Below are 17422 nucleotides of genomic sequence, written 5' to 3'. Positions count from 1 at the left end.
TGCTTGCAAAACTGTACCCGGACAGTTTGGGTTTTTCACTCTTGTAACCCCTTCTATATCCTGTTAAAATAAAACCATGACACGATACAAAGCAACCATTTCATATGACGGTACCTTGTTTGCAGGGTTTCAACGTCAACCGCATGCCCGCAGTGTGCAAGAGGAAATCGAGAAGACCTTGACGCGTCTCAATCAAGGAAATCCTGTGACCATCCATGGAGCGGGGCGAACGGATTCCGGTGTCCATGCTCTTGGGCAGGTGATTCATTTTGATCTCCCTCAAGCGCGGGACGAGGAAAAGCTTCGCTTTGCCCTCGATACCCAAACCCCAGAGGATATTGATTTCATCCGAGTAGAGCAAGTAGCAGATGACTTTCACTCACGCTACAAGAAGCACAGCAAGACCTATGAATTCATCGTGGATTATGGTCGTCCCAAGAACCCCATGATGCGCCACTATGCCACCCACTATCCTTATCCTTTGGATGTGGAAAAGATGCAAGTAGCCATCCAAAAGTTGGAGGGAACCCATGATTTCACCGGTTTCACCGCTTCGGGAACCAGTGTGGAAGACAAGGTTCGTACGATTACAGAGGCTCGCTTGGTCGAGGATGCAGAGCATCATAGCCTTGTCTTTACCTTTTCGGGCAATGGTTTTCTCTACAAGCAAATCCGCAATATGGTGGGAACTTTGTTGAAGATTGGAAATGATCGGATGCCGATCGAGCAGATCGATCTAATTTTAGAAAAGAAGGACCGCAATCTAGCAGGTCCTACAGCAGCGCCAAATGGCTTATATTTAAAGGAGATCCGTTATGAGTAATGAATTGATTCTAGCTATTTCAGGAAATGATATTTTTAGTGGGGGAGGTCTTCACGCAGACCTTGCAACCTATACGACCAACAAACAGCATGGTTTTGTAGCGGTGACTTGTTTGACCGCTATGACGGAGCACGGTTTTGAAGTGATTCCGGTGGATCCGACGACCTTTGCGCAGCAGCTCAACTCCCTCAAAGATGTTCCTTTCTCTGCTATTAAACTCGGTCTTTTGCCAAATGTTGAAGTGGCAGACTTGGCCTTGGACTATGTAAAAGCCCATGCGGAGATCCCTGTGGTACTAGATCCTGTCTTGGTCTGCAAGGAAAGCCATGATGTAGAAGTTTCAGCTCTTCGAGACGAATTGATTAAGTTCTTCCCTTATGTGACGATCATCACGCCGAACTTGCCAGAAGCTGAGATCTTGACCCAAAGCAAGATTCAATCGCTCGACGATATGAAGGAGGCAGCGCGCAAACTCCACGAATTAGGAGCAGCGAATGTCGTGGTCAAAGGAGGCAATCGTCTCAATAAAGAAAAGGCCATCGATGTCTTTTATGATGGGACAGACTTCACCGTCATTGAAGAGCCAGTCTTAGAAAAGAACAATACAGGAGCTGGTTGTACCTTTGCGTCGAGCATTTCCAGCCAGTTGGTGCAAGGGAAATCTCCACTTGAAGCTGTTAAAGCCTCTAAAGACTTTGTTTTCCAAGCGATTCAACATTCAGACCAATATGGAGTAGTACAATATGACATCTAATCGAACTCAACTCATTGCCCGCCTCTCTATTTTGACAGCCTTGACAGTTGTACTTGGCTACTATACCAAACTTCCAACTCCGACAGGGATCGTCACCCTGCTAGATCTTGGAGTGTATTTCACAGCCTTCTATTTTGGGCGCAAGGAAGGTGCGATTGTAGGTGGTGTCGGAGCCTTCTTATTGGATCTGATTTCAGGCTATCCTCAGTGGATGTTCTTTAGCCTCCTCTTTCACGGGGGACAAGGCTATTTCGCTGGCTTCAAGGGAAAAGCTCGTTACCTAGGCTTGCTCCTTGCGACAGTCGTCATGGTAGGCGGTTACGCACTAGCTTCCGCTCTCTTTTTAGGCAATGGCTGGGGTGCTGCTATCTCGGACATTCCGAATAATCTCGCTCAGAATTTTGTTGGAATGGCTTTAGGCTATGTGGTCTATTATGCATTTCAAAAGAAAGGAAGCTAATTCATGGATCTGGAGCAACTGAAGAAGGATACAAAAGAAATCTTGGTAGATGTCTTGGCAAAAAGCCGTCTCCGCCAAGGACAGATTCTAGTCCTCGGGATGTCTTCAAGCGAAGTTGCAGGAGGGCAAATTGGAAAGGCCTCCAACATCGATATTGCTGAAGCTATTGTCCAGACCTTACTAGATGAGTTGAATCCAAGAGGGATTTATCTGGCGGTACAAGGATGTGAGCATCTCAATCGCGCCTTGGTGGTCGAAAGAGAATTGGCAGATAAGAAGGAGCTAGAAATCGTCAATGTCCTTCCAAGTCTCCATGCAGGAGGAGCTGGACAACTCGCTGCTTTCAAGTATTTTAAGGATCCTGTTGAAGTGGAATTTATCACAGCCCAAGCCGGGTTAGACATCGGAGATACCTCGGTGGGGATGCACGTCAAACACGTGCAAGTTCCAATTCGCCCTATCTTGCGTGAACTAGGTGGAGCCCATGTCACGGCCCTCGCCAGTCGGCCAAAATTGATCGGTGGCGCCCGTGCTCTTTACCTCGATGATCCCATCCGAAAATCATAATCAGAACTAGCTTTTAAGGGCTAGTTTTTTTGGATGAAAAGAGAGGCAAAAACGTTTTAAAACTTGCAATTTCAAAGTTTTGTGGTAAAATTATAAGGAATGACTATATTATTTTAAGGAGAGACAGAATGTCTGTATCATTTGAAAACAAAGAAACTAACCACGGTGTATTGACTTTCACAATCAGCCAAGAGCAAATCAAACCTGCTTTGGACCGTGTGTTTGAGTCAGTTAAGAAAACTTTGAACGTACCTGGATTCCGTAAAGGTCATATTCCACGTCCAATCTTCAACCAACGTTTTGGTGAAGAAGCTCTTTACCAAGATGCTTTGAACGATCTTCTTCCAGCAGCATATGAAGCAGCTGTTAAAGAAGCTGGAATCGAAGTTGTAGCACAACCAACTTTCGATGTTGTATCTATGGAAAAAGGTCAAGACTGGACATTGACAGCAGCTGTTGTAACAAAACCTGAAGTAAAATTGGGTGCTTACAAAGACCTTGAAGTATCAGTAGAAGTTTCTAAAGAAGTAACAGACGCTGATGTGGATGCTCGTATCGAACGCGAACGCAACAACTTGGCTGAATTGGTTGTTAAAGAAGGTGCTGCAGCAGAAGGTGACACAGTTGTGATCGACTTCGTAGGTTCTATCGACGGTGTTGAATTCGACGGTGGTAAAGGTGATAACTTCTCACTTGGACTTGGTTCAGGTCAATTCATCCCAGGTTTCGAAGACCAATTGGTTGGACACTCTGCTGGTGAAACAGTTGATGTGATCGTAACATTCCCAGAAGACTACCAAGCAGCTGACCTTGCAGGTAAAGAAGCGAAATTCGTGACAACTATCCACGAAGTAAAAGCAAAAGAAGTACCAGCTCTTGACGATGAATTGGCAAAAGACATCGACGAAGAAGTTGAAACTCTTGACGAATTGAAAGAAAAATACCGCAAAGAATTGGCAGCAGCTAAAGAAGAAGCATACAACGATGCAGTAGAAGCAGCAGCAATCGATCTTGCAGTTGAAAACGCTGAAATCGTTGACCTTCCAGAAGAAATGATCCACGAAGAAGTACACCGTTCAATCAACGAGTTCCTTGGAAACATGCAACGTCAAGGTATCTCACCTGAAATGTACTTCCAAATCACTGGAACAACTCAAGAAGATCTTCACAAACAATACGAAGCAGAAGCTGAAAGCCGTACGAAGACAAACCTTGTGGTTGAAGCAGTAGCGAAAGCAGAAGGCTTCGAAGCAACTGAAGAAGAAATCAACGCTGAAATCGAACAATTGGGAGCAGATTACAACATGCCAGTTGAACAAGTTCGCAACCTTCTTTCACCAGAAATGTTGAAACATGACATCACAGTGAAGAAAGCAGTGAACGTGATCACAAGCACAGCAAAAGTAAAATAATTTAGATAAAAAAGAAGAGCCGTGAGGCTCTTCTTTTTTTGATTTCATGGAGAATCCTGGAATTTTCCTTTGACGAAAGGGGAAATTTATCGTACAATAGAGTGTAACGATAAAATGCGTGATAGATTTAGTGGCGAGAAGTTTTCAATCTATCATTGAGGATAGGATGAGGTTTAAGACCGGATCCTTCTCCATTTAGGAAATGAAACATAAGGAGATTTACCCTTGGAATTAGAAGTATTTGCTGGACAAGAAAAAAGTGAACTTTCTATGATTGAAGTGGCGCGTGCGATTTTGGAATTACGCGGACGTGACCATGAAATGTACTTTAGCGATCTTGTAAATGAAATTCAAATTTACCTTGAAAAATCAAACAGCGAGATCCGTGAAGCTCTTCCATTGTTCTACACAGAATTGAATGTAGATGGAAGCTTTATCCCACTTGGAGATAACAAATGGGGTCTTCGTTCATGGTATGCCATCGATGAAGTTGACGAAGAAATCATCGCTCTTGAAGAAACAGACGAAGATGAAACTCCTAAGAAACGGAAGAAAAAACGTGTCAATGCCTTTATGGATGGAGACGAAGATGCGATCGACTACAACGACGACGATCCAGAAGACGAAGAAGTTTACGAAGCAGATCCAGCTCTTTCATATGATGAAGAAAATCCAGACGATGAAAAGAGTGAAGTCGAAGCTTACGATGCTGAAATCAATGAAATCGTACCAGATGATTTGGGTGAGGAAGTTGAATTAAGCGAAGAAGACGACGAAGAAGAGGATTCTGAAGACGAGGAAGAAGAATAAATCATAAGAAGAGGCTGGGACAAAAGTCCTAGCCTCTCAATTGTTTTTGGATTGTCGAGCAAGACGCAGTGGTTGAGTGGGCTCTACTACGCTGATTTCATCAGCTTTTACAGCCCTACTCAACTGTGCGGAGGTGGGACGACGAAATCGAATTCTAACGAATGACCGATTTCTGTCCCACTCTCTTTTTGTTTGCATTGAAAAAAGTGATGAAATGTCGTATGATAAACGTGTAAGGTTTCCCAATAGGAGGTGTTCCAGATGGACTTTCGTTTAGATCAAAGTTTAGTAGCTCTTGGTATTGATACAGTTGTGGTCGGAATTGCTAGAAATGTGGATCCCCAAGCAGTTTTGCCCCCTTCTTTTCTTGAAAAGAAGAAAGAGCTTGAACAATGGGCGCTCCAGTGTCAGATAGAAGAAGTAGTGGCATCTCCTGTCATCAAAGGGTATACAGACCTCTTGCAAAAAGTAGGGCGTAGCATCAAGAAAAATCCACCAACAGTCCTAGCTCTTATCCGAAACATCCAGCATCGAGGTGCTCTTCCTCAGATCAATAGCATCATTGATATCTATAATGTCGAATCTCTGAAGTCTTTTCTCGCGATCGGAGGACATGACCTAGATAAGATTGAGGGACCGATTGAATTTACAGTGAGTCAAAGAGACGATATCTTCCTCCCGATCCTTTCTAGCGAAAAACATGTCGCACCGACAGATCCTGTCTACCGGGATCAAAAAGGAGTTCTGGCTTGGTTGGATGTACGCGATAGTGACCATTACAAATTTGAGGAGACCACGCAAAACGCCCTCTTTGTCATCCAAGGAAATGCCGAGACGTCAGTCGAGATGCGTTTAGAAGCGCTAGAACGAATCCACAAGGACCTTGCTCTTTGCATTCCTCAACTTCAATTTGAGAAATTTCTCGTCACACAAAATGGAGTGGAAAAGGTCGTGTAAACAGCGAACATTATTTTCATGAAATTTTCAATTTGACAAAGTAGACCATTTGCGGTAAGATATTGTTCGGGCACCTCATTTTGAGGTCGGAGCTCCCTAAGGATTAGGGAGCTATTTTTGTTTTTTCTGCAAAGAGGAATGGCCTCTACAACATTAGAAGAAGAGGAAAGCACATGTCAACAAAATATATTTTTGTCACGGGTGGTGTCGTATCATCCATCGGAAAAGGGATTGTCGCAGCAAGTCTTGGTCGCTTGCTCAAAAATCGTGGATTGAAAGTGACTATCCAAAAATTTGACCCTTATATCAATATTGACCCAGGGACAATGAGTCCTTACCAACACGGGGAAGTATTTGTCACAGACGATGGCGCAGAGACAGACTTGGACCTTGGTCACTATGAACGCTTCATTGATATCAATCTGAATAAGTATTCAAATGTGACAACAGGGAAAATTTATAGCGAAGTCCTTCGCAAGGAACGTCGTGGAGAATACTTGGGTGCGACTGTACAGGTGATTCCTCATATTACAGATGCCTTGAAAGAAAAGATCAAACGAGCAGCGACGACGACGGATTCAGATGTCATCATCACAGAAGTCGGGGGAACAGTTGGAGACATTGAGTCCCTTCCTTTCCTTGAAGCTCTTCGTCAAATGAAGGCAGATGTCGGTGCTGAAAACGTTATGTACATCCACACCACTCTTCTACCTTACTTGAAGGCTGCGGGAGAAATGAAAACCAAGCCGACCCAACACTCTGTGAAAGAATTGCGTGGTCTTGGAATTCAACCAAATATGTTGGTCATCCGTACAGAAAAACCAGCTGGTCAAGGAATTAAGAACAAGTTGGCTCAATTCTGTGATGTCGCACCAGAAGCTGTCATCGAGTCACTTGATGTGGAACATTTATACCAAATCCCATTGAACTTGCAAGCACAAAATATGGACCAAATCGTTTGTGACCATTTGAAATTGGATGTTCCTGCAGCAGATATGACAGAATGGTCTGCAATGGTCGACAAGGTCATGAACCTCAAGAAGCAGGTCAAGATTTCCTTGGTTGGAAAATACGTAGAATTGCAAGATGCCTACATTTCTGTCGTTGAGGCCTTGAAGCACTCAGGGTATGCCAATGATGCAGAAGTCAAGATTAATTGGGTCAATGCCAATGATGTGACAGCTGAAAATGTGGCAGAACTCCTTGGAGATGCGGATGGGATCATTGTCCCAGGTGGTTTTGGTCAACGGGGAACAGAAGGAAAAATTCAAGCCATCAAGTATGCGCGTGAACAGGATGTGCCAATGTTAGGGGTCTGTCTCGGTATGCAGTTGACCTGTATCGAGTTTGCCCGTCATGTCTTAGGCTTGGAGGGGGCTAATTCATCTGAATTGGATCCAGAAACCAAGTACCCGATTATCGATATCATGCGGGACCAAATCAATGTGGAAGACATGGGAGGAACCCTTCGTTTAGGACTCTACCCATCGAAGCTCAAGCGAGGATCGAAAGCAGCAGCAGCCTATGACCATCAAGAAGTAGTGCAACGCCGCCATCGTCACCGCTATGAGTTTAACAATGCCTTCCGAGAGCAGTTCGAAGAAGCAGGTTTTGTCTTCTCAGGCGTTTCACCAGACAACCGTTTGGTCGAAATTGTTGAAATACCAGACAACAAATTCTTTGTCGCTTGCCAATACCACCCAGAATTGTCAAGTCGACCAAACCGCCCAGAAGGACTTTACACAGCCTTTATCACAGCGGCCGTTGAAAATCACGATAGCAAATAAGAATCAAGGGTCAGGTTTCGTGACCTGATCCCTTTTGTGAAGAAATAACAAACATTGAAAAAAGTTTGAAAAAAATCTTGACAAACATGTGGATGATTGATATACTAGTAAAGTACTCAATCGCGGGGATGGCGGAATTGGCAGACGCGCAGGACTAAGGATCCTGTGACCGCTTTAGGTCGTGAGGGTTCAAGTCCCTCTCTCCGCATCGGATAATCAAGACAGCTTCGGCTGTCTTTTTTTGTTTTTCAAAACTTTATGATAGAATAGGTGTGAGATGAGGTGAGAACATGAAGAAAAAGGATCTGGTATTGGCCGATGGCCTTTTTGTACTATTGGGAAGTGCCATTAATTTTTTCGGTCCTATCCTGATTTTAGCGATGGGGATAGGCGCATACAAGGATACTTTTAGATATTTTATCGCCTTAAACATATGGAATGTTTTCATTTTTTTAGTGGCGATTGCTTCTAAGTATCTGCTCAGAGATGAAAAAAGAATCAAAAAATGGATTCTTCATCTTTTTCTGATAGCAGGCAGTATACTCTTTCTTGCGTCAATCCTTGCAGTGTGTGAGAATATTCCCTTTCTTGAGGGAGTGCTAAACGGACTTCTTGGAAAAATATTTACCGACAGTCAGTTATTTGCTGCTTATTTCTATTCTCAATGGGTTGCAGCGGTATCCCTTGTGATTTGCGGGATTGCCTTTCTCCTTTCACTAAAAAATTTTAAAGAAGAGAATTGAGAGTGGGACAGAAATCGGTAATTCGTTAGAATTCGATTTCGTCGTCCCACCTCCGCACAGTTGAGTAGGGCTGTAAAAGCTGATGAAATCAGCGTAGTAGAGCCCACTCAACCACTGCGTCTTGCTCGACAATCTAAAAATAATTGAGAGGCTAGGACTTTTGTCCCAGCTTCTTTTACTTGTTTGCTAGGATGAGAGTCTTAGGAGATAGGAGATTCCGTCCTATTTATCGGAAGAAATCGCTTAAAGCTACAGGAAAAGCTAGCAATTTCATCTAAAAAGTGATAAAATAAACAATGTAAGTGGGATTAACCCCACAAAAATTTATAGGAGGCCTATAACAAATGGCAATCGTTTCAGCAGAAAAATTTGTCCAAGCAGCTCGTGACAATGGTTATGCAGTTGGTGGATTTAACACAAACAACCTTGAGTGGACTCAAGCTATCTTGCGTGCAGCAGAAGCTAAGAAAGCTCCAGTACTTATCCAAACTTCTATGGGTGCTGCTAAATACATGGGTGGTTACAAAGTATGTAAAGCCCTTATTGAAAACCTTGTAGAATCAATGGGTATTACTGTACCAGTTGCTATTCACCTTGACCATGGTCACTACGACGATGCTCTTGAATGTATCGAAGCTGGTTACACTTCAATCATGTTTGACGGTTCACACCTTCCAGTTGAAGAAAACCTTAAATTGGCGAAAGATGTCGTTGAAAAAGCTCATGCTAAAGGTATCTCAGTAGAAGCTGAAGTTGGTACTATCGGTGGTGAAGAAGACGGTATCATCGGTGACGGTGAATTGGCACCAATCGAAGACGCTAAAGCAATGGTTGCTACAGGAATCGACTTCTTGGCTGCAGGTATCGGTAACATCCACGGTCCTTACCCAGCAAACTGGAAAGGTCTTCACCTTGACCACTTGCAAAAATTGACTGAAGCTGTTCCAGGATTCCCAATCGTATTGCACGGTGGATCAGGTATCCCTGACGATCAAATCCAAGCAGCTATCAAACTTGGTGTTGCAAAAGTTAACGTTAACACTGAATGCCAAATCGCATTTGCAAATGCTACTCGTCAATTCGTACGTGAATACGATGCAAACGAAGCAGAATACGATAAGAAGAAACTCTTCGACCCACGTAAATTCTTGAAACCAGGTTTCGAAGCAATTACAGCAGCTGTTGAAGAACGTATCGACGTATTCGGTTCAGAAGGCAAAGCTTAATTGAAAACAGGAAAGCAAGGTCCCATGTGGATCTTGTTTTTTTGTATGGGAAAAGTTGCTTCCGGGATTTAATTTTTGTACAATATGCCTATGAAAAAATTTAAACAGTTTAGCTGGATCGTTTGTGGCTTTCTCCTGCTCTTTTTAGGTGCTACATTTGTTTTTCATCAATTTAGTTTACGAAATGAAAGTAAGCTTCTAACACCCATTGGTAAACAAGTTACAGTCAATGGACATCGAATGAATGTCTCTGTTAAAGGAGAAGGATCTGAAACAATCGTTTTTCTTTCCGGTGCAGGTATCGCCTCTCCTATTTTAGACTTTAAGAATCTATCAGATTCCCTATCCAAAAAATACAAAGTTGTTGTCGTGGAGCGAGCAGGATATGGTTTTAGTGAAGATAGTGATCGTTCAAGAGATGTGATGGAGGTCCTTTCTGAGACCCGTCAAGCTTTGGCGCAAGCTCATGTTTCAGGTCCTTATGTGATTATTTCGCATTCTATGGCTAGTTTAGAGAGTCTTGCTTGGCAAGAGAAATATCCAAATGAAGTGAAGGCTTTGATTGGTCTGGATTGGGCCTTGCCAGCGAGTTATGAAGATTTAAAGGATAATCAGGCCTTGCTTACTGTGGCCTATTGGAGCAGTAAGATTGGCTTATTACGCTATTTCCCTGAGTCCTTTTATATAAAAAATCCAACTCTGACTGAAACTGAACGACAACAATATAAATTACTAGCATATAAGCAGTTGATGTCACAAGCCATGCTTCATGAATCCCGTTTGGCAAAGGAAAATGCCAAGAAAGTTCCATCTAGCATTAATCCGAAAATTCCAGCCTTACTCCTGGTTTCTAACGGTGAAGGCACGACCTTTAGCCAATCAGAGTGGCAACGTTATGCAGAGAGATTTGCAAGCGACCAGTCGAATATTCAAGTCGACTATATGGATGCGCCTCACGACCTCTATCATTATCAAAGCGATGCTATTGTTTCTCGTATTAAAGAATTTTTAGAGAATAATTGAGGGCTTAAAAATCCATTGAGACTGATGATAATAATTGAAAGGTAATGACTTATGAATAATTCTTATATTTTACTTAGACATGCTCATTCAAGATTTTCAAGTGATGATTTTAATAGAACTTTGTCAGAAAAAGGATTTTCATCTCTTAATCAGTTAGATTTTTTGAATTCTTTTAATATTGATTATTATTTTTCTAGTCCTTATAAACGAGCATTTGAAACGATTAATAGCTCGCCAATTCAATTTGATAAAATAGTTCTTGATAATCGGTTACGAGAGCGAAAATTATCCTCAAGATTTATTGAAGATACTGAGTTTGAAAAAACAATTCAATATTTATGGCAAAATCCAGATAAATCTCTTATTGGAGGCGAGTCCAATCGAGAAGCATTAAATAGAATTTTAGATTTATTTGAGGACTTGGAAGAAAGGTATTCAGATAAAACCATTTTACTGAGTTCTCATGGAAATTTGCTAGGAATCTTAATCAATCATTTTGATTCAAGTTTTGATTATAAAAAATGGGGACAGATGACTTTTCCAGATTGCTTTCTAGTTGACAAAGATAAGAGTGTGAAAAGAATTATGAAAGTTACATCTAGGTAATCATTTAGTTCAATCTATGTGATTTTATTTTCTGTTATTACAAATAGAATTGAAGGAAAAATAGCCATGATATTCGATCAGTCCTTGCAAGCCTACCTACATGAAGTAGATGATGTTCTTGTAGCTTGGGAAGAAAAACCAAGTGGAAACTTTGAGATGGAAGCTCAGTTGCTTGCAGCCAATTACCATAAAAATCTTTACCGTATTCTTGCATTTATACTGCCTCATTTACAAGAATTTTATGGGTATTTCACAGATGAAGAAGCTACTGAAAAATTGGGTAAACCCATCATCGAGCCAGAAAGACAAACCGTTACTTTCTGCGATCAAACTTTTGATGATATTCATATCTTTTCTTTTGACTATCAGGGGCAGGCATTTGAGAGTCTGGAGAATTTTGCCATTGATGGTTAAGTCTGTTTTCAGTTTTAAAAAGAAGGAGAGAGACTGATGAGTACTGCTGATTTTGTCTTTATTGAGAGTAAAGGCCCCATATTCCTAGATTTACAAGCCTTTTGTACTGCTTTGAGAGGAAAATTCCCAGGTATTTTGATCAGAGAAAGGACGAATCCTGAAAAAGCTTACTCGCTTTCTTGGGATTATCAAAGTCCTCAGCTTACTTTGGAAAGTTCACTGAGTAGCAAGAAAAATGTTTTTGTGATTGATTACTTTGATTCAACGAACAGGTTACAAGATTATGCCTCCTATATCATCTGGCTTCGGAAATGGTTTCCACCTGAAGAGAATGTTTCCTTTTGTGATGAAGGATATGAGTATATGTTTGAACTTCCTAGTGATTTATCCCAAAAGGAGTTTGAAAACTACTTACAAACAAGGTTTGATGAGTGAAGAAAAAGTTCGAAAACGAATAATGATATGGAACAGTTGAAAAGGAGAATCAGATGCTTACTAAAGATGATATGTTAGTTGCTTTGCATGATGCAATTACTGAAGACCAAGAATTTGAGTTGGCAGACGAGATTGTAGATGCCATGGAGGCTTCCCCTCAACCCTTTGATTTGGTTGCTCCCATATTAGAACTCATTGCTAACCACCCAGAAGTTGATTTTGGTTCTCCAGGTGAATTGGTACACTTTGTGGAGAAGTTTTATCATCAAGGCTATGAGGATTTATTGTTGGAGTCAGTTCTAAAAAGTCCAACTGTGCATAACATCTGGATGCTTCATCGATGCTATAATGACAATGATCCAAATCTAGTCCGGCAGATTCAGACTTTGGTTGGAGAACTGAAGAAGGATAAGACTCTTGATTCACAAGTAAGAAGCATGATTGAAGACTTAACTTGGTAGAGGTAGGTGATGCAGCATCACCTTTTTATCTTTTCTTAGGGATAAAAATTTTCGATATAAATTAACACTTGTTTTCCTTAGACATTTGCACTATAATAGGGTGTTATTAGGGCTTTCTTTCCTTATGTTGAAAAAAAGGCAGATTTTAGGAGATAGATATGGCAATGATAGAAGTGCAACATCTTCGGAAAAATTTTGTGAAGACAGTTAAGGAGCCGGGGTTAAAGGGAGCCTTGCGCTCCTTTATTCATCCTGAAAAGCAGACCTTTGAAGCGGTCAAGGATTTAACTTTTGAAGTTCCAAAAGGGCAGATTTTAGGATTTATCGGGGCAAATGGTGCTGGGAAGTCAACCACCATCAAAATGCTGACAGGAATTTTGAAGCCCACATCTGGCTTTTGTCGGATTAACGGCAAGATTCCCCAGGATAATCGCCAAGATTATGTCAAGGATATTGGAGTCGTTTTCGGACAACGCACCCAGCTATGGTGGGATTTGGCTTTGCAAGAGACCTACACGGTTTTGAAAGAGATCTATGATGTACCGGACTCGCTTTTCCATAAGCGCATGGACTTTTTGAATGAAGTTTTGGATTTGAAGGAATTTATCAAGGATCCTGTGCGGACTCTTTCACTAGGTCAACGGATGCGGGCGGATATTGCGGCTTCCTTGCTTCACAATCCCAAAGTTCTCTTTTTAGATGAACCGACTATTGGTTTGGATGTGTCGGTCAAGGACAACATTCGTCGGGCCATTACCCAGATTAATCAGGAGGAAGAGACAACTATTCTCTTGACTACTCATGATTTGAGTGATATTGAGCAACTCTGTGATCGGATTTTTATGATTGATAAGGGGCAAGAGATTTTTGATGGAACGGTTAGCCAGCTCAAGGAGACCTTTGGCAAGATGAAGACTCTCTCCTTTGACCTGACGCCAGGTCAAAATCATCTAGTCTCTCATTATGAGGGCTTGCCTGATATGTCCATTGATAGACAAGGAAATACTCTCAATATTGAATTCGATAGTTCCCGCTACCAGTCGGCCGATATTATCAAGCAAACCTTATCTGATTTTGAGGTCCGTGATTTGAAGATGGTAGATACGGATATTGAAGATATTATCCGTCGCTTCTATCGAAAGGAGCTCTAAGATGGTCAAATTGTGGAGACGTTATAAACCCTTTATCAATGCAGGGATTCAGGAGTTGATTAGCTATCGAGTCAACTTTATTCTTTATCGGATTGGCGATGTCATGGGTGCTTTTGTGGCTTTTTATCTATGGAAGGCTGTCTTTGATTCCTCCCAGGAGCCTTTGATTCAGGGCTTCAGTATGGCAGATATCACCCTCTACATCATCATGAGTTTTGTGACTAATCTTCTGACTAGGTCGGATTCTTCCTTTATGATTGGTGATGAGGTCAAGGATGGTTCCATTATCATGCGCTTGTTGCGACCAGTGCATTTTGCGGCTTCTTACCTCTTTACGGAGCTTGGTTCCAAGTGGTTGATTTTTATCTCTGTTGGACTGCCATTTTTAAGTGTCATTGTTTTGATGAAAATCTTATCTGGGCAAGGGATTGTAGAAGTGCTGGGACTAACTACCCTTTATCTTTTTAGCTTAACGCTGGCCTATCTGATTAACTTTTTCTTTAATATCTGCTTTGGATTTTCAGCCTTTGTATTTAAAAATCTTTGGGGTTCCAACCTACTTAAGACTTCCATAGTGGCCTTTATGTCTGGTAGTTTGATTCCCTTGGCTTTCTTTCCAAAGGTCATTTCAGATATTCTGTCCTTCTTACCTTTCTCATCCTTAATTTACACTCCGGTCATGATTATTGTTGGGAAATACGATGCTAGTCAGATTCTTCAAGCACTTTTGCTTCAGCTTTTCTGGCTTATAGTGATGGTGGGCTTGTCTCAGTTGATTTGGAAACGAGTCCAGTCATTTATCACCATTCAGGGAGGTTAGGATGAAAAAATATCAACGCATGCATCTGATTTTTATCAGACAGTACATCAAGCAAATCATGGAATACAAGGTAGATTTTGTGGTTGGTGTGTTGGGAGTCTTTCTGACTCAAGGCCTGAACCTCTTGTTTCTCAATGTCATCTTTCAACACATTCCCTCCCTAGAAGGTTGGACTTTTCAAGAAATTGCCTTTATCTATGGATTTTCCTTAATTCCAAAGGGACTAGATCATCTCTTTTTTGACAATCTATGGGCTTTAGGTCAACGACTAGTTCGAAAAGGGGAGTTTGACAAGTATCTGACTCGTCCTATCAATCCTCTCTTTCACATCCTCGTTGAGACCTTTCAGATTGATGCCTTGGGTGAACTCTTGGTCGGTGGCATTCTATTGGGAACAACAGTATCAAGCATTGCTTGGACGCTTCCCAAATTCCTGATTTTCCTAGTCTGTATTCCATTTGCTACCTTGATTTATACTTCCTTGAAAATAGCGACAGCCAGTATCGCTTTTTGGACTAAACAGTCAGGCGCCATGATTTACATTTTCTATATGTTTAATGATTTTGCCAAGTACCCGATTTCCATTTACAATTCGCTCCTTCGTTGGTTAATTAGCTTTATTGTACCTTTCGCCTTTACGGCCTACTATCCTGCCAGCTATTTCTTGCAGGATAAAGACGGGCTCTTCAACATTGGTGGTTTGATTCTAATTTCCCTTGTCTTCTTTGTCATTTCTTTGAAACTATGGGACAAGGGCTTAGATGCCTACGAAAGTGCGGGTTCGTAAAAGGAAGAATCTCAAAGCCTTATCTCAGGAAAGGCTTTTTCTAATGGAGATGAAAATTTCTTGACATCTATTCTCAGAGTGCTATACTAAGAAGGTAATCGCCGATTTAGCTCAGTTGGTAGAGCAACGCACTCGTAACGCGTAGGTCACAGGTTCGATCCCTGCAATCGGCATAGGAAGAAACGGCTTTGAAGGAGCGAGACGACGAATGATGGTGATAACCGATTCGTTCTGTCTCGCTCTTTTTTTGACCGCATAGGCGCCATTTTTGACCGCTTAGTCAAAAGTCCTTGTCTCCATAGGGGCTCTCTGCTATCATAGAATCATCAAAGGAAGCAATACTTCCAATTAATGAAAAAGAGGTATACGATGATGAAAAAATTACTTGGACTTGGTTTTATTCTGGCAGCTCTTGCGGTTGTTATAATGGGAATGGTTGGCTTTCCAAAGCTTGATGTGAATATCTGGCCTTTATTCCCCGTTCTCTTATTTGCTTTCTTTACTCTTGAAAATCTGATGAAACAGGACTACAAGGCAAGTGTCATCTGTGCTTTAATTGCTCTGATGATTGCAAACGCGATCTACGATCTCTTGCCGGTTTCAAATGGCTTAGTGATCACAGCGGGTGTCCTTGCTTGTGTGGGTCTTAGTTTTCTTTTACCGGATAAGGAAAGCAACAAATAAAGAAAGAGAGTGGGACAGAAATCGGTCATTCGTTAGAATTCGATTTCGTCGTCCCACCTCCGCACAGTTGAGTAGGGCTATAAAAGCTGATGAAATCAGCGTAGTAGAGCCCACTCAACCACTGCGTCTTGCTCGACAATCCAAAGACAATTGAGAGGCTAGGACTTTTGTCCCAGCCTCTTTACTTCTCAAAAGCTACCTCTTGATGGGGAAAACGTGCCACTTACTGAAAAGCTCTTGTTTTGTTTTCAACAGCTGTTATAATGGTACTATCAAAACGTTGGGAAAGGAGTTTTATGAAAGTTAGAATCGAATTGGATCCATCAATGGATGAGCCTGAGATCTTGATTCGAGCTCCGCGCTTGACCCCGGAGTTGACCCAGCTGCAAGAGAGAATCCTCGAACAAAAGGTTGCTCCTTTGGCCTTTTACAAGGATCGAAGTGAGTATTTTCTGGATGTGGCATCGATCCTCTTTTTTGAGACGGACGGGGAGAAGATTTTTGGGCACACCAAGGACGAAGCCTATGAGGTCAAGCAGAAGCTCTATGAGTTGGAGGAGCTGCTTCCCATCGCCTTTTGTCGGATATCCAAATCCACCATTGTCAACGCCAAGCAGATCTATTCTCTGGAAAAGTCTTTTTCAGGAACCAGCACGGTCAATTTCTATCAGACCCATAAGCAGGTTCACGTATCCAGACGCTACTATCAACTCTTAAAAGAACGACTAAATGAAATGAGGTAATATCATGAGAAAAAAATTAATCGGAGTATTCTTAATCCTTTTAGCAGCCTTAATCCTTTTACAGGGCTATTTTGTAAAATGGGACATCAGCATCTGGACCTTAGCTTGGGTTACCTTGCTTGCCGTCCTGTCCCTCTCTAGTTTCTTAAAACGCCATTTTGGTTGGGGCTTCATCTATGGACTTTTAGCCCTCTTTTGTCTCAATGGGCAATACCATTTCCTCCCAATTTCAAATTCAGTTGTCATCCTTTCCTCAATTCTCGCTGTGATTGGGCTCAACATTTTGTTTAAACCCTCTAAGAAAACAAAAGCCCGCCTAGCTTCCTATTCTGCTGGGTCCATGAGTAAGTCGGATGGCAATGACATTGATGTCACTTTTTCAACAGTGACAAAATATCTCAATGACCAACACTTTACCCGCGGAAGTGCAGATGTGAGTATGGGCGAAGCATCGGTGTATTTTGACAATTGCCGCATCGAGGGTCCATCTGCTCAGTTTGTTGTCGATGTTTCCCTTGGAAGTTTGAGCCTCTATGTACCAAGTGATTGGCGTGTCCATGTTCATGTGGATAATTCCCTCTCAGCGATCCAACATCAGGAAAATCCAAGTGCTCTGACAAGCAAGGATTTCTACATTACGGGCGATGTTTCCTTAGGAAATCTGGAAATTATCTATGTCGGAGCGAATTCGTTTTCTTAAGTCGGAAATGAAAAACTTTGGCCAAAAGCTTGCCAAGAGAGATTTTTTTTGGTAATATA

Annotated in this window: 21 protein-coding genes and 2 tRNA genes; all 23 read left to right on the top strand. The window is 41.8% G+C overall.

What is annotated here, in order from left to right:
• The first annotated feature begins 76 nt into the window (after positions 1-76).
• The 23 genes from truA (at position 77) to O3646_RS08585 (ending at position 17363) form a co-directional block, all read left to right on the top strand.
• Entirely contained in the window at positions 77-823 is a 747-nt protein-coding gene (gene truA / locus O3646_RS08695) for a tRNA pseudouridine(38-40) synthase TruA (RefSeq protein WP_371610783.1), read from the top strand.
• Positions 816-1577 carry a bifunctional hydroxymethylpyrimidine kinase/phosphomethylpyrimidine kinase gene (locus tag O3646_RS08690; RefSeq protein ID WP_049507303.1) on the top strand — a complete coding sequence of 254 codons (762 nt, stop codon included), beginning with the start codon at positions 816-818 and terminating at the stop codon, positions 1575-1577. Before truA ends, O3646_RS08690 begins: the two co-directional genes overlap by 8 nt.
• Positions 1567-2037, top strand: coding sequence for an ECF transporter S component (locus O3646_RS08685; protein WP_003010175.1), 471 nt, complete (start codon positions 1567-1569; stop codon positions 2035-2037). Before O3646_RS08690 ends, O3646_RS08685 begins: the two co-directional genes overlap by 11 nt.
• A gap of 3 nt (positions 2038-2040) precedes the next feature.
• A complete protein-coding gene (locus O3646_RS08680; protein WP_031576810.1) occupies positions 2041-2604 on the top strand; it encodes a TIGR01440 family protein in 564 nt (187 codons plus the stop codon).
• A gap of 128 nt (positions 2605-2732) precedes the next feature.
• On the top strand, positions 2733-4016 hold the full coding sequence (gene tig, locus O3646_RS08675) for a trigger factor (protein ID WP_070595587.1): 1284 nt from the start codon (positions 2733-2735) through the stop codon (positions 4014-4016).
• 225 nt (positions 4017-4241) lie between these two features.
• On the top strand, positions 4242-4826 hold the full coding sequence (gene rpoE, locus O3646_RS08670) for a DNA-directed RNA polymerase subunit delta (RefSeq protein ID WP_024054894.1): 585 nt from the start codon (positions 4242-4244) through the stop codon (positions 4824-4826).
• A gap of 261 nt (positions 4827-5087) precedes the next feature.
• On the top strand, positions 5088-5783 hold the full coding sequence (locus tag O3646_RS08665) for a B3/4 domain-containing protein (protein WP_049514890.1): 696 nt from the start codon (positions 5088-5090) through the stop codon (positions 5781-5783).
• A gap of 173 nt (positions 5784-5956) precedes the next feature.
• Entirely contained in the window at positions 5957-7570 is a 1614-nt protein-coding gene (locus O3646_RS08660) for a CTP synthase (RefSeq protein ID WP_070595585.1), read from the top strand.
• 122 nt (positions 7571-7692) lie between these two features.
• A tRNA-Leu gene (locus O3646_RS08655) sits at positions 7693-7778 on the top strand.
• An 82-nt stretch (positions 7779-7860) separates the two neighbouring features.
• A complete protein-coding gene (locus O3646_RS08650) occupies positions 7861-8313 on the top strand; it encodes a hypothetical protein (RefSeq protein WP_031576818.1) in 453 nt (150 codons plus the stop codon).
• Positions 8314-8657: 344 nt separating this feature from the next.
• Positions 8658-9539, top strand: coding sequence for a class II fructose-bisphosphate aldolase (locus O3646_RS08645; protein WP_003004573.1), 882 nt, complete (start codon positions 8658-8660; stop codon positions 9537-9539).
• An 84-nt stretch (positions 9540-9623) separates the two neighbouring features.
• Positions 9624-10562 carry an alpha/beta fold hydrolase gene (locus O3646_RS08640; protein WP_037585685.1) on the top strand — a complete coding sequence of 313 codons (939 nt, stop codon included), beginning with the start codon at positions 9624-9626 and terminating at the stop codon, positions 10560-10562.
• 51 nt (positions 10563-10613) lie between these two features.
• The gene (locus O3646_RS08635; protein ID WP_024055415.1) at positions 10614-11168 is read left to right on the top strand and encodes a histidine phosphatase family protein; all 555 of its coding nucleotides are present in this window, start codon (positions 10614-10616) and stop codon (positions 11166-11168) included.
• Between the two features lie 66 nt (positions 11169-11234).
• Entirely contained in the window at positions 11235-11582 is a 348-nt protein-coding gene (locus O3646_RS08630; protein WP_024055414.1) for a hypothetical protein, read from the top strand.
• A gap of 36 nt (positions 11583-11618) precedes the next feature.
• Positions 11619-12017 carry a hypothetical protein gene (locus O3646_RS08625; RefSeq protein WP_031576529.1) on the top strand — a complete coding sequence of 133 codons (399 nt, stop codon included), beginning with the start codon at positions 11619-11621 and terminating at the stop codon, positions 12015-12017.
• Positions 12018-12070: 53 nt separating this feature from the next.
• Entirely contained in the window at positions 12071-12478 is a 408-nt protein-coding gene (locus O3646_RS08620; RefSeq protein ID WP_003017340.1) for a hypothetical protein, read from the top strand.
• Positions 12479-12636: 158 nt separating this feature from the next.
• Positions 12637-13629, top strand: a complete 993-nt coding sequence (locus tag O3646_RS08615; RefSeq protein WP_013904684.1) for an ATP-binding cassette domain-containing protein — start codon at positions 12637-12639, stop codon at positions 13627-13629.
• Between the two features lies 1 nt (position 13630).
• Positions 13631-14449 carry an ABC-2 family transporter protein gene (locus tag O3646_RS08610; protein ID WP_003017344.1) on the top strand — a complete coding sequence of 273 codons (819 nt, stop codon included), beginning with the start codon at positions 13631-13633 and terminating at the stop codon, positions 14447-14449.
• A 1-nt stretch (position 14450) separates the two neighbouring features.
• Complete coding sequence (locus tag O3646_RS08605) at positions 14451-15236, top strand: ABC transporter permease (protein WP_003010202.1); 786 nt, start codon at positions 14451-14453, stop codon at positions 15234-15236.
• 100 nt (positions 15237-15336) lie between these two features.
• Positions 15337-15409, top strand: a tRNA-Thr gene (locus O3646_RS08600).
• Positions 15410-15608: 199 nt separating this feature from the next.
• Positions 15609-15920, top strand: a complete 312-nt coding sequence (locus O3646_RS08595; protein WP_201090167.1) for a hypothetical protein — start codon at positions 15609-15611, stop codon at positions 15918-15920.
• Positions 15921-16216: 296 nt separating this feature from the next.
• Positions 16217-16663 carry a LytTR family DNA-binding domain-containing protein gene (locus O3646_RS08590; protein ID WP_003004160.1) on the top strand — a complete coding sequence of 149 codons (447 nt, stop codon included), beginning with the start codon at positions 16217-16219 and terminating at the stop codon, positions 16661-16663.
• A 4-nt stretch (positions 16664-16667) separates the two neighbouring features.
• Positions 16668-17363 (top strand): hypothetical protein, encoded by a 696-nt coding sequence (locus tag O3646_RS08585; RefSeq protein WP_371610782.1) that lies wholly within the window; start codon positions 16668-16670, stop codon positions 17361-17363.
• Positions 17364-17422 lie beyond the last annotated feature (59 nt).

The organism is Streptococcus sp. 27098_8_148 (genome assembly GCF_041432105.1).
Lineage (GTDB): Bacteria > Bacillota > Bacilli > Lactobacillales > Streptococcaceae > Streptococcus > Streptococcus parasanguinis_AE.
This window is presented reverse-complemented; position numbering and strand designations above follow the sequence as displayed.

What these genes read in the sequence shown, in the direction of transcription:
- truA (WP_371610783.1), top strand. Translation starts at nt 77, where the DNA reads ATGACACGATACAAAGCAACCATTTCATATGACGGTACCTTGTTTGCA.
- O3646_RS08690 (WP_049507303.1), top strand. Translation starts at nt 816, where the DNA reads ATGAGTAATGAATTGATTCTAGCTATTTCAGGAAATGATATTTTTAGT.
- O3646_RS08685 (WP_003010175.1), top strand. Translation starts at nt 1,567, where the DNA reads ATGACATCTAATCGAACTCAACTCATTGCCCGCCTCTCTATTTTGACA.
- O3646_RS08680 (WP_031576810.1), top strand. Translation starts at nt 2,041, where the DNA reads ATGGATCTGGAGCAACTGAAGAAGGATACAAAAGAAATCTTGGTAGAT.
- tig (WP_070595587.1), top strand. Translation starts at nt 2,733, where the DNA reads ATGTCTGTATCATTTGAAAACAAAGAAACTAACCACGGTGTATTGACT.
- O3646_RS08665 (WP_049514890.1), top strand. Translation starts at nt 5,088, where the DNA reads ATGGACTTTCGTTTAGATCAAAGTTTAGTAGCTCTTGGTATTGATACA.
- O3646_RS08660 (WP_070595585.1), top strand. Translation starts at nt 5,957, where the DNA reads ATGTCAACAAAATATATTTTTGTCACGGGTGGTGTCGTATCATCCATC.
- O3646_RS08650 (WP_031576818.1), top strand. Translation starts at nt 7,861, where the DNA reads ATGAAGAAAAAGGATCTGGTATTGGCCGATGGCCTTTTTGTACTATTG.
- O3646_RS08645 (WP_003004573.1), top strand. Translation starts at nt 8,658, where the DNA reads ATGGCAATCGTTTCAGCAGAAAAATTTGTCCAAGCAGCTCGTGACAAT.
- O3646_RS08640 (WP_037585685.1), top strand. Translation starts at nt 9,624, where the DNA reads ATGCCTATGAAAAAATTTAAACAGTTTAGCTGGATCGTTTGTGGCTTT.
- O3646_RS08635 (WP_024055415.1), top strand. Translation starts at nt 10,614, where the DNA reads ATGAATAATTCTTATATTTTACTTAGACATGCTCATTCAAGATTTTCA.
- O3646_RS08630 (WP_024055414.1), top strand. Translation starts at nt 11,235, where the DNA reads ATGATATTCGATCAGTCCTTGCAAGCCTACCTACATGAAGTAGATGAT.
- O3646_RS08625 (WP_031576529.1), top strand. Translation starts at nt 11,619, where the DNA reads ATGAGTACTGCTGATTTTGTCTTTATTGAGAGTAAAGGCCCCATATTC.
- O3646_RS08620 (WP_003017340.1), top strand. Translation starts at nt 12,071, where the DNA reads ATGCTTACTAAAGATGATATGTTAGTTGCTTTGCATGATGCAATTACT.
- O3646_RS08615 (WP_013904684.1), top strand. Translation starts at nt 12,637, where the DNA reads ATGGCAATGATAGAAGTGCAACATCTTCGGAAAAATTTTGTGAAGACA.
- O3646_RS08610 (WP_003017344.1), top strand. Translation starts at nt 13,631, where the DNA reads ATGGTCAAATTGTGGAGACGTTATAAACCCTTTATCAATGCAGGGATT.
- O3646_RS08605 (WP_003010202.1), top strand. Translation starts at nt 14,451, where the DNA reads ATGAAAAAATATCAACGCATGCATCTGATTTTTATCAGACAGTACATC.
- O3646_RS08595 (WP_201090167.1), top strand. Translation starts at nt 15,609, where the DNA reads ATGAAAAAATTACTTGGACTTGGTTTTATTCTGGCAGCTCTTGCGGTT.
- O3646_RS08590 (WP_003004160.1), top strand. Translation starts at nt 16,217, where the DNA reads ATGAAAGTTAGAATCGAATTGGATCCATCAATGGATGAGCCTGAGATC.
- O3646_RS08585 (WP_371610782.1), top strand. Translation starts at nt 16,668, where the DNA reads ATGAGAAAAAAATTAATCGGAGTATTCTTAATCCTTTTAGCAGCCTTA.